General features: G+C 63.6%; 18 protein-coding genes. All 18 read left to right on the top strand.

Going from position 1 to position 12,080, the window contains the following annotated elements; all coding sequences use genetic code 11:
- Nucleotides 1–8 precede the first annotated feature (8 nt).
- Nucleotides 9–215 (top strand): hypothetical protein, encoded by a 207-nt coding sequence (locus C5O79_RS02610; protein WP_006497114.1) that lies wholly within the window; start codon nt 9–11, stop codon nt 213–215.
- Entirely contained in the window at nt 212–1,705 is a 1,494-nt protein-coding gene (locus C5O79_RS02605) for a phage portal protein (RefSeq protein WP_131931140.1), read from the top strand. Before C5O79_RS02610 ends, C5O79_RS02605 begins: the two co-directional genes overlap by 4 nt.
- A complete protein-coding gene (locus C5O79_RS02600) occupies nt 1,702–2,769 on the top strand; it encodes a head maturation protease, ClpP-related (protein ID WP_131931138.1) in 1,068 nt (355 codons plus the stop codon). Before C5O79_RS02605 ends, C5O79_RS02600 begins: the two co-directional genes overlap by 4 nt.
- 30 nt (nt 2,770–2,799) lie before the next feature.
- Nucleotides 2,800–3,144, top strand: coding sequence for a head decoration protein (locus C5O79_RS02595; protein ID WP_105833215.1), 345 nt, complete (start codon nt 2,800–2,802; stop codon nt 3,142–3,144).
- A gap of 73 nt (nt 3,145–3,217) precedes the next feature.
- A complete protein-coding gene (locus C5O79_RS02590) occupies nt 3,218–4,213 on the top strand; it encodes a major capsid protein (RefSeq protein ID WP_131931136.1) in 996 nt (331 codons plus the stop codon).
- A 1-nt stretch (nt 4,214) separates the two neighbouring features.
- Complete coding sequence (locus tag C5O79_RS02585; protein ID WP_131931134.1) at nt 4,215–4,505, top strand: hypothetical protein; 291 nt, start codon at nt 4,215–4,217, stop codon at nt 4,503–4,505.
- A gap of 5 nt (nt 4,506–4,510) precedes the next feature.
- Nucleotides 4,511–5,038, top strand: coding sequence for a phage tail protein (locus C5O79_RS02580; RefSeq protein ID WP_131931132.1), 528 nt, complete (start codon nt 4,511–4,513; stop codon nt 5,036–5,038).
- Nucleotides 5,031–5,555 (top strand): hypothetical protein, encoded by a 525-nt coding sequence (locus C5O79_RS02575; RefSeq protein WP_131931130.1) that lies wholly within the window; start codon nt 5,031–5,033, stop codon nt 5,553–5,555. The genes C5O79_RS02580 and C5O79_RS02575 overlap by 8 nt, the downstream gene beginning before the upstream one ends.
- Nucleotides 5,552–6,232: a phage baseplate assembly protein V gene (locus C5O79_RS02570; protein WP_131931128.1), complete on the top strand. Its 681-nt coding sequence runs from the start codon at nt 5,552–5,554 to the stop codon at nt 6,230–6,232. The genes C5O79_RS02575 and C5O79_RS02570 overlap by 4 nt, the downstream gene beginning before the upstream one ends.
- A gap of 63 nt (nt 6,233–6,295) precedes the next feature.
- The gene (locus C5O79_RS02565) at nt 6,296–6,502 is read left to right on the top strand and encodes a hypothetical protein (protein WP_131931126.1); all 207 of its coding nucleotides are present in this window, start codon (nt 6,296–6,298) and stop codon (nt 6,500–6,502) included.
- Nucleotides 6,499–6,843 carry a GPW/gp25 family protein gene (locus C5O79_RS02560; RefSeq protein WP_131931125.1) on the top strand — a complete coding sequence of 115 codons (345 nt, stop codon included), beginning with the start codon at nt 6,499–6,501 and terminating at the stop codon, nt 6,841–6,843. The genes C5O79_RS02565 and C5O79_RS02560 overlap by 4 nt, the downstream gene beginning before the upstream one ends.
- Nucleotides 6,840–7,733, top strand: a complete 894-nt coding sequence (locus tag C5O79_RS02555; protein ID WP_131931123.1) for a baseplate J/gp47 family protein — start codon at nt 6,840–6,842, stop codon at nt 7,731–7,733. The genes C5O79_RS02560 and C5O79_RS02555 overlap by 4 nt, the downstream gene beginning before the upstream one ends.
- Nucleotides 7,723–8,292 carry a phage tail protein I gene (locus C5O79_RS02550; protein WP_131931121.1) on the top strand — a complete coding sequence of 190 codons (570 nt, stop codon included), beginning with the start codon at nt 7,723–7,725 and terminating at the stop codon, nt 8,290–8,292. Before C5O79_RS02555 ends, C5O79_RS02550 begins: the two co-directional genes overlap by 11 nt.
- Complete coding sequence (locus C5O79_RS38465) at nt 8,289–9,407, top strand: hypothetical protein (protein ID WP_240687894.1); 1,119 nt, start codon at nt 8,289–8,291, stop codon at nt 9,405–9,407. The genes C5O79_RS02550 and C5O79_RS38465 overlap by 4 nt, the downstream gene beginning before the upstream one ends.
- Nucleotide 9,408: 1 nt before the next feature.
- Nucleotides 9,409–9,861 (top strand): tail fiber assembly protein, encoded by a 453-nt coding sequence (locus C5O79_RS02540; protein WP_205746218.1) that lies wholly within the window; start codon nt 9,409–9,411, stop codon nt 9,859–9,861.
- Between the two features lie 76 nt (nt 9,862–9,937).
- The gene (locus C5O79_RS02535; RefSeq protein ID WP_131931119.1) at nt 9,938–11,107 is read left to right on the top strand and encodes a phage tail sheath family protein; all 1,170 of its coding nucleotides are present in this window, start codon (nt 9,938–9,940) and stop codon (nt 11,105–11,107) included.
- A 10-nt stretch (nt 11,108–11,117) separates the two neighbouring features.
- Complete coding sequence (locus C5O79_RS02530; RefSeq protein WP_069617823.1) at nt 11,118–11,621, top strand: phage major tail tube protein; 504 nt, start codon at nt 11,118–11,120, stop codon at nt 11,619–11,621.
- A gap of 92 nt (nt 11,622–11,713) precedes the next feature.
- Nucleotides 11,714–12,043: a phage tail assembly protein gene (locus C5O79_RS02525; RefSeq protein WP_131931117.1), complete on the top strand. Its 330-nt coding sequence runs from the start codon at nt 11,714–11,716 to the stop codon at nt 12,041–12,043.
- Nucleotides 12,044–12,080: the final 37 nt, after the last annotated feature.

Here is a 12,080-nt window from a genome sequence, read left to right as displayed (position 1 = left end):
GGAATGGCATGGCATACACAAAACAGGATTTGCAGAACATCCAGTCTGCAATCGCGAAGGGCGAGCTGGAAGTCCAGTATGCCGACCGGCGCGTGAAATATCGCTCGATCGGCGAGCTGCGCGAGGCACGCACCGAGATCATTCGCGACCTGAACGGCGCGGCCGGGCGTTCGTCGATCGTCCGGATTCGTCACGCCGGCAAGGGGGTGCGATGAAGGCGGGCTTTCCGTCACTCGCGCGACGTGGGTTCGTGGTGCCGACGCGGCTGAAGGCGGCGGCATATGAGTCGGCGAGCACGACGGGCGCACGGGCGAAGTCGTGGCGTGCGTCGAGCGCGGGACCGAACGCGGCGGCGGCGCAAAACCTGCCGCTGCTGCGCTCGCGCGCTCGCGACGCGATTCGCAATGATCCGTGGGCGAAAACGGCGATTGCGCGACTCGTATCGAACACGATCGGGAACGGTATTCAAGCGCACCCAAAGCATCCGAACGACGCGGTCCGCAAGATGCAAAAGCAACTTTGGGAGGATAGCTGCGAGGAAATCGACGCGGACGAACTGTTCGACATGGCGGGCGTGCAGACGCTTGCCGCACGCGCGTTTTTCAGTGACGGCGAGGTACTGGTTCGTCGTCAGTTCCGCAGTCCGAGCGAAGGGTTGGCGGTCCCGATGCAGATCCGGCTTCTCGAAGGCGATCTGCTGCCGATGGAGAAGAACGAGATCGTCCCCGGTGGGGGAGAGATCGTCAACGGCGTCGAGTTCAATGCGGACGGTCGACGCGTTGCGTATCACCTGCTGCAGCGTCATCCCGGCGAGTACGGGCGTGCATCGACGGTCAACATGCAGACGGTTCGTGTGCCGGCCGACGAGATTGCGCACGTGTTCCTCGCGCTCCGGCCCGGCCAGGTGCGCGGCGTTCCCGAACTGTCGACCGTGCTGCTGCGGCTCAAGTCGCTGGACAACTTCGACGACGCCGTGTTGTTCCGGCAGGAGGTCAGCAACCTCTTTGCCGGATTCATCACGAAGCCGCCCGCCGAGCCGGGTCTCATGAGCGACCCGGTGACCGGCGGCGAAATGCAGTACGACGTCGACGGTTTTTCGCCGATCGTTTCGCTCGAACCGGGGAGCATGCAGGAGCTGGCCCCCGGCGAGGACGTCAAGTTTGCGGAGCCGCCGGGCGCGGGGACCGACTACGGTCCTTTCATGCGTCAGCAACTGATGGCTGCTGCGGCGTCGGTCGGCATGCCGTACGAAGTCCTGACGGGCGATCTGCGCGACGTGAGCGATCGGGTGCTGCGGGTGATCTTGAACGAGTTCCGGCGGTCGATCGAGCAGTTCCAGTGGAACGTGTTCATTCACCAGTTTTGCAGGAAGGTCTGGCGCTGGTGGGTCGATGCCTGCGCACTATCAGGCGCGATGCCGATGGCGGATTACTACCGACGCCGTCGCGACTATCTGCGGGTGCGATGGGTGCCGCAAGGCTGGCCATATATCCACCCCGTGCAGGACGTCACGGCGAAGCGGATGGAGATTCGCTCCGGGTTGGCGAGCCGGACGGGCGCAGTGCTATCGCGTGGTGATGATCCGGAGCAGGTCGATCAGGAGAACGCGGACGATCTCGCGCGCGAGCGCCGGCTCGGAATTCGATATGACACGCTCGATCCGGTCGACGGGGCGAGCGATCTTTCTAATGGGGATGGCGAATGAAAGGGAAGAAGCGGTGGTGGGATATCCGCGCGCAAGCGAATGCGGCGGGCGGGAACGAGGTCGAGATCCGGATCTACGGCGACATTGGATTTTGGGGCACCGACGCCGAACTGTTTGCCACGAAGCTGGACGAGGTGGCGTCGACAGCGACGTCGATCGTCCTCGCGATCAACTCGATGGGTGGCGACGTGTTCGATGCGTTCGCGATCTATAACGCGGTGCGTCGGCATAGCGGCAAGGTGACGGGGCGCGTCGACGGTGTTGCCGCATCGGCTGCGTCGCTGATCCTGATGGCATGCGACACGATCGAGATGCCGTCGAACGCGAGGCTGATGATCCACAACCCGAATACGGTCGCGGCCGGCGAGGCGGAGGATCTGCGCAAGCTCGCCGATCTGCTGGACAGCACGTCCGACAGCATGTTGGCGGCCTACGTCGAGCGCAGCGGCCGAACCGCAGAAGAAGTCCGCGCGATCATGGATGCCGAGACCTGGCTCACGGCCGCTCAGGCGAAGGAGCAAGGTTTCTGCGACGCGATTGTCGATCCGATCCGGATCGAGGCGTATGCGGGCGCGGCACGGCTCGCCGCACGGTACGCGGCGGTGCCGGCCGAAATCCGCGCTGTGCTGGAGGACGACGGAGAGGTAACGCCCGACCCGACGCCTCATCCGGTGCCGACGCCCACACCTGCGCCGGGGCCGGACGTGTCGGTTCTCGCTGCGCATGTGTACGCCGCGTGCCGCGACGCGCGCATCGAGCACTGCGCAGAAGGCATCGTGCTGGCGACCGGCCTGCGGGATCGCGCGAGCGTCGACGCCGCGATCCGCAACGCGCAGGACATCGCCGGTATCTGTCTGGCCGCGAGCCTGACCGAGTTGACGGCCGGCTTTGTCTCGGACGGCCTGTCGCCCGATCAGGTGCGCGCGCGGCTCTTCGAGCGCATGACGGCCTCGCAGAAGCCGATCAACCATCGTGCTGCCCCGGTTGCGTCGCAAGACGCGCCCGTGGCCGCGAATGCGCCGCGTGCGGCGTCCATCTACGCGGCTCGCAAGAGCGGCAAGTAACTTTGACGTAACCCGAGGAGGGGAAAACTCATGTCGAACGTGAAGCAACAAGGCGTGCTGCCTGCCGAATTTCTCGTGTCGGAGGGTAACGGGCAGATCTCGCGCGAGCGGATCGTGGTGAAGGCGGGCGCGGCGCTGCCGGCCGGGCAGGTGCTCGGCGTGACCAGTACCGGCGAATACGCGCCGTACGACAACGCCGCGAATGACGGTTCCGAAGTCGCCGCAGCCGTGCTTTACGCGCCGCTGGCGGCGTCCGAAGCGTCGCGCCCGGCGACCGGGATCGTGCGGCTCGCCGAAGTCGCTGGCGGGCTGCTTACGGGGCTCGATGCAGCCGGTCGCGGGGATCTCGCCGAGCGACACGTGATCGTCCGCTGATCACAACACACCCCATTCAAGGCCACACCGACCGCGTGGCCTTTTTTGTATCCATTTTCATGTCGGAGGTTGTATGGCGGATATCGCCCTGTTTCAAGACGATGCGTTCTCGCTCGCATCCCTGAGTGCTGCGATCAACGATCAGCCGTATGTGCCCGGCCGGATCGGCACGCTCGGGCTGTTCGAAGAGGACGGCATCACCACGACGACGATCCAGATCGAGCGCGACGGCGACACGCTGTCGCTCGTCGCGGCTGGTCAGCGCGGTGCACCGGCAGCTGTTGTCGCCGGCAGCAAGCGCAGCATGATCCCGTTCAACACGGTGCATCTGCCGCAGCGTGCGGTGATCATGGCCGACGAAATCGCGAACCTGCGTGCGTTCGGTTCCGAAACGGAGCTGGAGGCGGTGCAGACGGTCGTGAATCGCCGGCTCGCGAAGATGCGCCGCCAGCTCGACGCGACACACGAATTCCACCGCATCGGCGCGATCAAGGGCGCAGTGCTCGACGCAGACGGCAAGACGGTGTTGATCGACCTGTGGAAGTACTTCGACATCGACCAGACGGTCATTCCGTTCGAGCTGTCGACCGCGACCACCGAGATTCGTCAGAAGTGCGTCGAGGTGCAGGACGCGATCGAAGATGCGCTCGGCGCGATGACGTACACGGGTGTGCGCGTGCTCTGCGGGCGCGAGTTCTGGAACAAGCTGATCGTCGCGAAGACGGTGAAGGAAACGTATCTGGCGTCCGTGATGGCCGCGCAGCTGCGTGGCGACGCGCGCGACGCGTTCGACTTCGGCGGGTGCACGTTCGAGCGTTATCGCGGCCGCGTCGGCGATGTCGGGTATGTCGCCGACGACGAAGCGCATGCGGTGCCGGAGGGCGTGTCCGATCTGTTCATCACGCGCTTCGCGCCGGCCGACTACGTTGAGGCGGTGAACACGACGGGGATTCCGTACTACGCGAAGCAGGAGCTGATGGACTTCGGCAAGGGCGTCGAGATCGAGGCGCAGTCGAACCCGATCCACCTGTGCACGCGCCCGAAAGCGCTGATCAAGCTGAAGGCGTGACATGGCGTTCCGGGATCTGATCTCGGACGTCGACGCTGCGGTGCTGCGCGACCTGGGCGATGCGGACATCACGATCGACGGCCGGCCCGTCGAGGGTATGTTCGCGTCGCCTTGGCTCGGCCCTGATCTCGGTAGCCAGCGTACGCAACTGGTTGCGCCAGTGTTCCATGCGCGTGATCGCGATGCTGTTGGGGTCCGGCAAGGCAGCATCCTGATCGCGAACGGTGAGCGTTACCGCGTGCTCGAAGCGAAGCCGGACGGCACCGGCTGGACAGTCTTCATTCTCCAGTAGGCGATATGGACGATCTGAAGATCGAAATCGACATCAAAGAGGTGACGGCGGTGCTGCAAGGGTTGTCGCCGTCCGCGATGCAGGCAGCGTGGCGACGGACGTTGCGCAAGACGGCCGGGTGGATCAAGAGCCAGACGGCGAAAGAGGTCGGGGCCGCGACGAAGATCCCGCAGAAGGCGATCCGTCGCCGCCTCTACTTCTTTCTTCGCTCGGCTGATACCGGCAAGGTGTGGCTCGGGTTGAACCCGATCGAGGCGCATCGCCTTGGCAATGCGACGAAGACGCGCAAGGGGATGCGAGTCGGTCGCCAGTCGTTCGAGGGCGCGTGGCGACAGACGAATCGGAAGCCGGACGGGCCGATTTACGAGCGCGTCGGTAAGGAACGGATGCCGTACCGGATGGTGACGGTGGCGTGGCAGCAATCGGGCGACCCGGCTTTTCGGCGGGCCGCGAAAGCCTGTGAGGCTCGGCTGATGGTGATTCTTCGTCAGGAAGTGAACTACGAACTGCAGAAGGTGATGCGCCGTGCTTGAGAACCTTAAAGCGCTACATGAGGCGATTGAGCGCGGCATGCGCGTGAGGTTGCCGACGATAAAGCGGATCGAGGCATATCCGCGGCTCGGCCAGAAAATCGAAACGCCTTTGATCGCGATCGAGTTGAACGAGTTCGAACCAGGTCACGACGATGGGACCGGCGACGTGCCGCTGATTGCGCGCATGCAGGCCCGCGTTGTGTTCGATCCGATCGACGACGGCGCGGAGCTGGCCGTGCGCGAGGTCGCGGCACGTGTCGCAATGGTTGTTCACGGGAACACGTGGGAGCTGCCGATCACGCCGGGTAAGGTCGTGCAAGTTGCGGAGGATCCGTTCCGGCCGCAGCTTGATACCTACTGCGTTTGGCTCGTCGAATGGACGCACGAATTCGGCCTCGGCATCGAGCTGGACGATATCCCGGACGGGCGGGCGATCTTATGGGGTGTCGATCCCGACACTGGCCCTGATAGCGAAGGGCAGTACTGGGATCCCGGCGCGGAAGGCGGCGAGTCATGAGCGACTACGAGTTGGGCGAGATTGATCGCCGCATGGCCTGCATGGTGCAGCACGGGACTGTCGAGAACGTCTCGTATCAGCCGCCACAGTGCCGTGTGCGGATCGGCGATTGGGTCAGCGACTGGATGCCGTGGAAGACGACGGCAGCGGGCGTGGTGCGCTTTTGGCGTCCGCCGTCTGTTGGCGAGCAGGCGTCGATGTTCGCGCCGTCCGGCGATCTGGCTGGCGCGTACGCAGCTCCGGGCTACTACTCGGATCAGCACGGTGGGTCGGCGCGGTCCAATCCGAACGAGACCGCATGGGATTACCCGGACGGTGCGTCGGAGGTTTATGACCACGAGAAGCACGAATACCGCGTCGACGTTCCGGCAGGCGGGCGGATCGTGTTCCGCATCGGCGCTACGGAGCTGGAGCTACGTGCGGACGGCGTGACGTTACGCACGGAGAAATTGCTCGGCGACGTTCCTGATTCGACGTTCACGGGCAACACGACGACGGAGAAGCTGTTGACGTTCAACGGCGGGATGCAGGGCAAGGGCGGCGGTAACGGCGGCCCTGCCGTCCAGGTGGATGGCGGGGCGCTTTACACGGACGACGTCGAAATCGGCGGTAAATCGTTCCTCGGGCACTCGCACATGGAAGAGGGTGACGGTGCACCCGTGTCGCCGCCGCTGTAACGCGCACATTCGCAAAGTTGCTTTGCCCCGCTTCGGCGGGGTTTTGTTTTTGAGGGATTCATCATGGAAAAAGATACTCCGCAGGCAACTACTCCGGCCGCTCCGTCCGTTGCGACGTTCCTCGATACGCAGTTCCGTAGTCGCGTGATCGTGTTCCCGAACGGCGATGTGTTGCACGTCTTTTCCGGTGAAGCGACCGCAAAGACTGCCGCACAGATCGAATACCTCGACGCGCACCCGCACTTCGAGCGGCTTGAGGAGCGCGGATGAGCCGGTCCAGTGCGCTCGTCGGCATGGACCGATGGACGGGGGCGCCGATCAGTGGCGTCGCGCACCTGAAGCAAAGTGTCGGCGACATCCTGAGCACGCGCAAAGGCACTCGCCGGGAACTGCCCGAATATGGCTCCGACCTACCGTTGATGGTCGACCTACCGATCACGCGCGGATGGATCTCGGCGGCACAGGCAGAGGCTGCACGGGCGATCGGTCGATGGGAGCCGCGCATCAAGCTTTCTCAGGTCAAGGTGCTGTCGGTCATCGACGGCAAACCAACGTTCGCGATTCGTGGCGAGTACGACGGCACGGCCGTCGAAATCGAGGTGCCAACATGACGATTATCGATCTCGCTTCGCTGGACCCGCCTGACCTTGTCGAGGTGCTCGACTTCGAGGCGGCGTTCCAGATGAAGCTCGAGTATTTCAAATCGATCTATCCCGACTGGACGGCGGCGTTGAAGTCGGATCCGGTGGTCAAGCTGATTGAGCTGGCGGCGTATGACGAGATCCGCGCAGCTGCGCGCCTGAACGACGCTGCCCGCGCGGGCATGCTCGCTTTCTCGACGGGCGCTGATCTGGAGCATCTGGCCGTGCTGCTGGATACGGAGCGCGCGGTCGTTGAGCCCGGCGATCCCGAGGCGAATCCGCCAGTCGCGCGGCGCATGGAATCGGACGATCGGCTGAAGTTGCGCACCCAGATGTCGATGGAGCGCGCGACGGTCGCCGGACCATTCGCGGCATACCGGGCATTTGCGATGGATGCGTCGGCCGATGTGCTCGATGTCGCTGTCGACCGACCGGTGGCCGGTACGGTGCGACTCACGATCATGTCCGCACGTGGCGACGGTGTACCGGATGCGGCGTTGCTCGATCTGGTCCGCGCGAAGGTTACGCCGGAGACGGTCCGCCCGCTCAATGACACGGTTCTGGTCGAGCCGGCGATCAAGATCGAGTATGCGATCGATGGGCTGATCTACGTCGGCAGCGGGCCGGATCCGAACATTGTGCTTGACGCACGGCGTAAGGTGCTCGACGGCGTGATAGCGAAGTCACGACGCCTTCGTGCCGGCATGCCGCGAACCGCGATTGAAGGGGCGCTGCATGCGCCGGACAGCGGTGTCACGCGTATCGAATTGCGTTCGCCGGCCGCCGACGTCTTGTGTGGTGCGCGCGAGTTTGCACACTGTACGAGCATCAATCTGGAGGTCAGAGCAGATGACGCGTGAACCACTGCTGCCGTCCAACCAGACACCGCTGGAGGCCGCACTCGCTCGCGTGCTGCGCCCGAGTGTCGATCCCGAGATCTTGCGCACGTTGTGGGACGCGGATCGTTGTCCAACAGCATGGTTGCCGTGGCTCGCATGGGCGCTCGCCGTCGATGGGTGGGAACTGGCGGAATCGGAAGACGCGCGGCGAGCGCTGGTGAAGGGATCGATGGCGCTGCACCGGAAGAAGGGCACGCCGTGGGCGGTGCGGGAGGTGATCCGGCGGCTCGGTTTCGGCGAGGTAACGATCATCGAGGGGCGCAGCGGTCGACGACGTAACGGCTCGTTTGTTCGCAACGGCGATCAGCTGCACGGGAAGGCAAGCGCGTGGGCCGAGTACATCGTGAAGCTTGGTGTGCCGATTACACGGGATCAAGGCGACAAGCTGTGGCGGGCAATTGAGCGTTACGCGCCAGCGCGCAGTCAGCTTGTGGCGCTCGACTATAGAGCCGTTCCGATCCGTCACAACGGCGTCGCGCGGCGGGACGGGCAATACACGAGAGGGAGTATCACAACATGACGAACTTGGTTGAGTTCGATCGGTGGGAAGACGGGATTTACCAGCTTGAGGAATCGGATCCGGTCGTCGGTGGGCCGGAAGGTATTGACAACCTTCAGGCGAAGCAACTCGCGAACCGGACGCGCTACCTGAAAAAGGCGATTGAGGCGCGGCAAAGTGACTTTGACGCGCACGTTGCGGCAGTCGATCCGCATCCGCAGTATGCGACACATGCTGATCTGGCGGAAAAGCTGGCCGCGCTGGTGGCGCAGTCCCCGGAAACTCTCGATACGCTCAGTGAACTCGCGAAGGCGCTCGGCAATGACCCGAACTTTGCGACGACGATCACGAATCAACTCGCGCTAAAAGCGCCGCTGGACTCGCCGCCTTTCACTGGTGCCCCGAAGGGCACCACCGCGCCGCAGTTCGACAGGAGCGTGAGGCTTACAACCAACGAGTTTCTGCAGCGTGCGCTTGGGAACTTCAATCTGAGCAGTGGCACGGGCTCCGGCATCGGTGCCGCTGCGACGGCACTGACGAACGACGACATTGGCGGCTTTCATTACTTCAACGGTGCCGGGGCCCAGACGACCACACTGCCGAGCGAAACGGGCTTGCCGCCGGGTGCTGCGATTGCGTTTCAACGTGGCGCTCAAGCCGGATTGACGATTGGCACAAAGAACGCGAACGCGATCATCGATACGACGGTCGGCCTCGCGTCGGCGATCACGTTGATGGCCGGCGAGTTCGTCGTGCTGGTATGGAGCGGTACGTATTGGCAGGCGTTCGGGACTTATACGCAACGTGTCGGCCAAACGTTCGCCAGTTCGCTCGGGACAAACGGTTGCCAGAAACTGCCGAGTGGGATGATTTTTCAGTGGGTCACGGGTACCAGCGACGCGAATGGCAACATGACCCTAACGCTTCCGCTGACTTTCCCAACCGCGATACTGGGCGGTATCGCGAATGAGTCGAATCCGGGCGGTTGGGCTTCTAACACCGCAACGGTCTGGGCATTCGACGGGTCGTGGTCAACACAGTCCACGGTCGTGGCTCGCGTGCGAACGATATCTAACCCGGCGGGGCCTGCAATAGCCGGCGGCATTGCCGGTCGAATCTTTTGTTGGGGGAAATGACGTGGGGCAAAAACTTGCCGCGTACAGCGCGGATGGCAACATCGTTGCCTTTTACGACACGGTCGATAGTCCCGCTCCTGATGGAGTGGCAGTCATCGAGATCACCGCAGAGCAACTGGACGATCTCATGCGTGCACAAGCGACCGGAAAGCGCCTCGCGGTTAAAGACAGAGTGCCCATCGCTGTCGATCCGCCGCCGCCAACGCGAGCGGAACTCGCCAATGCAAAACGTGCGCAGCGTGACGCGGCACTGAAGGCGACAGACTGGCTCGTTTCCCGGCATCAGGACGAGCAATTGTTGGGTGACGGGACGACTCTGACGGCGGACCAGTTTGCGACGCTGCTCCGCTATCGGCAATCGCTGCGGGAAGCCAGCGACCTTCCCGGCTGGCCGAATGCGGAGCTACCGTCTCCACCACCATTTGCAGGTGCACAGCCGGTTGCAACGGTGTAGCGCCAATGTCGACTCGTCCGTATGTGTGGCCGCTCGGTGAGCGGCCTTTTTATTTGTAGCTTTCTCGGAGATCTGAATGGCTGCTACTTCTTTCTATCACGGCGTGACGACCGTGCTCGTCGACGTCGGCCCGCGTACGATCGCCGTGCCGTCGACGTCGGTCGTCGGCATCGCCGACACCTACACGCCGGGTCCGGACCTCGTCGCGCCGAACGTACCCGTGCGCATCACCAGCGAGTACGACGCCGCCGCTGCGTTCGGCGAGACGAGCGCGATCACGCGCGCGATTCAGGGCGTCTACAAGCAGAGCAAGACGGTCATGGTGGCGGTCGGCGTGCCGGCCGATCAGACCGACGCCGAGCTGACGTCCGCGATCATCGGTGGCGTGTCGGCGGGCGGTGTACGTACCGGCATGCAGGCGCTGCTCGACGGTAAATCGCTGTTCGACCTGAAGCCGCGGCTGCTTCTCGCGCCGGGGCATACGGCCAAGCAGCCGGTCGCGACGGCCGCCGACGAGCTGGCCGCGAAGCTGCGCGCAATCGCGATCGTCGACGGGCCGAACAAGACCGACGAGGATGCGATCCAGTACGCGAAGAACTTCGGAAGCAAGCGGCTGTATCTCGTCGATCCCGGCGTGCGGTATTGGGACACGGCGAAGAACGCGGACGTCGACGCGCCGGCATCTGCGTACGCTGCGGGTCTGTTCTGCCAGACCGACGCGGCGATCGGTTTCTGGGCGTCGCCGTCGAACAAGGAGATCGTCGGGATCAGCGGCACGAAGCGGCCGATCGAATTCCTCGACGGTGACGAGACGTGCCGCGCGAACCTGCTGAACAACTCGTTCATCACGACGATCATCCGCGACGGTGGGTTCCGCCTGTGGGGCAACCGCACGTTGTCGGCCGATCCGAAGTGGTCGTTCGTGACGCGTGTGCGCACGCTCGACATCGTGATGGACGCCGTGCAGGCCGGCCATAAGTGGGCGGTCGATCGCGGTATCACGGCGACGTATGTGAAGGATGTGACCGAAGGGCTGCGGATGTTTATGCGCGACCTGCGCACGCAGGGTGCGGTGATCAACTTCGAGGTGTACCCGGATCCGAAGCTCAATTCGGCGTCGCAGCTCGAACAGGGCAAGGTGTACTGGAACATCCGCTTCACGGACGTCCCGCCCGCAGAAAACCCGATCTTCCGTTTCGAAGTCACGAACGAGTGGCTGACGGAAGTTCTCGACACGCAATCGTAAGAGGTGACGCATGGTCCCGGAAACTCTGAACAACATGGCGCTGTACGTCGACGGGCGCGGCTTTGCCGGCCGCTCGCCCGAAGTCAGTCCGCCGAAGCTGAAGATCAAGACGGAGGACTATCGCGCGGGCGGCATGGACGCGCCGGTCAAGGTCGACCAAGGCATGGAGGGGCTGCAGGCGGCGTTCACCATGGGCAGCGTCGAGCGTGACGTGCTGAAGTTCTTCGGCCTAGCCGACAACAACGCATTCAACGCGACGTTTCGCGGTGCGTTCCGCGACACGCGCGGCAAGGTGAAATCGGTCGCGCTCATCATGCGCGGCATGCTGTCCGAATACGATCCCGGCAGCTGGAAGCCGGGTTCGACGTCGGAGCTGAAGTACACGGCCGAACTGTCGTACTACAAGGCCGAGATCGACGGTGCGGTGATCTGTGAGATCGACGTGCTCAACATGATCCGCGTCATCGACGGCGTCGACCAGCTTGCCGACGTGCGTAAGGCGCTCGGCATGTAGGAACGTCAGTCGACGGCAATGCCGGCAAAGTAACTTTTCGATAACCAGAGGGGCGGTCCGTTGACCGCCCTTTGTCATTTCTGAGGTGCTGAATGGAAACCGTGAAGATCACGCTGAAGTATCCCGTCTCGTTCGACGGCGTTGTGCGCAACGAGCTGGTGATGCGCCGCCCGAAGGTGCGCGACATGCGTACCGCGAGCAAGCAGGCGCAGGGCGACGACGAGCTGCGCGAAATCGTGCTGTTCGCGGCGCTGGCCGAAGTCGCTCCCGACGATATCGAAGCAATGGACATGGTCGACTACGACGCCATGCAGCGTGCGTACGAATCCTTTCGATCCGTTCGTCCGGCTTCCAATCGAGACGGTGAGGGCGCTGGCCCGGCGGATGATGAAAGAGTACGGAACGCAGCCGCAGTCGGTTGACGACATGACGATCGACGAATTGTTGTGGTGGCTGACG

Origin of the sequence: Burkholderia sp. SRS-25 (assembly GCF_004343765.1) — a bacterium.
Lineage (GTDB): Bacteria > Pseudomonadota > Gammaproteobacteria > Burkholderiales > Burkholderiaceae > Burkholderia > Burkholderia contaminans.
Note: the sequence above shows the minus strand (reverse complement) of the source record. Positions and strands in the feature narration are given on the sequence as shown.

What these genes read in the sequence shown, in the direction of transcription:
- C5O79_RS02610 (WP_006497114.1), top strand. Translation starts at nt 9, where the DNA reads ATGGCATACACAAAACAGGATTTGCAGAACATCCAGTCTGCAATCGCG.
- C5O79_RS02605 (WP_131931140.1), top strand. Translation starts at nt 212, where the DNA reads ATGAAGGCGGGCTTTCCGTCACTCGCGCGACGTGGGTTCGTGGTGCCG.
- C5O79_RS02600 (WP_131931138.1), top strand. Translation starts at nt 1,702, where the DNA reads ATGAAAGGGAAGAAGCGGTGGTGGGATATCCGCGCGCAAGCGAATGCG.
- C5O79_RS02595 (WP_105833215.1), top strand. Translation starts at nt 2,800, where the DNA reads ATGTCGAACGTGAAGCAACAAGGCGTGCTGCCTGCCGAATTTCTCGTG.
- C5O79_RS02590 (WP_131931136.1), top strand. Translation starts at nt 3,218, where the DNA reads ATGGCGGATATCGCCCTGTTTCAAGACGATGCGTTCTCGCTCGCATCC.
- C5O79_RS02585 (WP_131931134.1), top strand. Translation starts at nt 4,215, where the DNA reads ATGGCGTTCCGGGATCTGATCTCGGACGTCGACGCTGCGGTGCTGCGC.
- C5O79_RS02580 (WP_131931132.1), top strand. Translation starts at nt 4,511, where the DNA reads ATGGACGATCTGAAGATCGAAATCGACATCAAAGAGGTGACGGCGGTG.
- C5O79_RS02570 (WP_131931128.1), top strand. Translation starts at nt 5,552, where the DNA reads ATGAGCGACTACGAGTTGGGCGAGATTGATCGCCGCATGGCCTGCATG.
- C5O79_RS02565 (WP_131931126.1), top strand. Translation starts at nt 6,296, where the DNA reads ATGGAAAAAGATACTCCGCAGGCAACTACTCCGGCCGCTCCGTCCGTT.
- C5O79_RS02560 (WP_131931125.1), top strand. Translation starts at nt 6,499, where the DNA reads ATGAGCCGGTCCAGTGCGCTCGTCGGCATGGACCGATGGACGGGGGCG.
- C5O79_RS02555 (WP_131931123.1), top strand. Translation starts at nt 6,840, where the DNA reads ATGACGATTATCGATCTCGCTTCGCTGGACCCGCCTGACCTTGTCGAG.
- C5O79_RS02550 (WP_131931121.1), top strand. Translation starts at nt 7,723, where the DNA reads ATGACGCGTGAACCACTGCTGCCGTCCAACCAGACACCGCTGGAGGCC.
- C5O79_RS38465 (WP_240687894.1), top strand. Translation starts at nt 8,289, where the DNA reads ATGACGAACTTGGTTGAGTTCGATCGGTGGGAAGACGGGATTTACCAG.
- C5O79_RS02535 (WP_131931119.1), top strand. Translation starts at nt 9,938, where the DNA reads ATGGCTGCTACTTCTTTCTATCACGGCGTGACGACCGTGCTCGTCGAC.
- C5O79_RS02530 (WP_069617823.1), top strand. Translation starts at nt 11,118, where the DNA reads ATGGTCCCGGAAACTCTGAACAACATGGCGCTGTACGTCGACGGGCGC.
- C5O79_RS02525 (WP_131931117.1), top strand. Translation starts at nt 11,714, where the DNA reads ATGGAAACCGTGAAGATCACGCTGAAGTATCCCGTCTCGTTCGACGGC.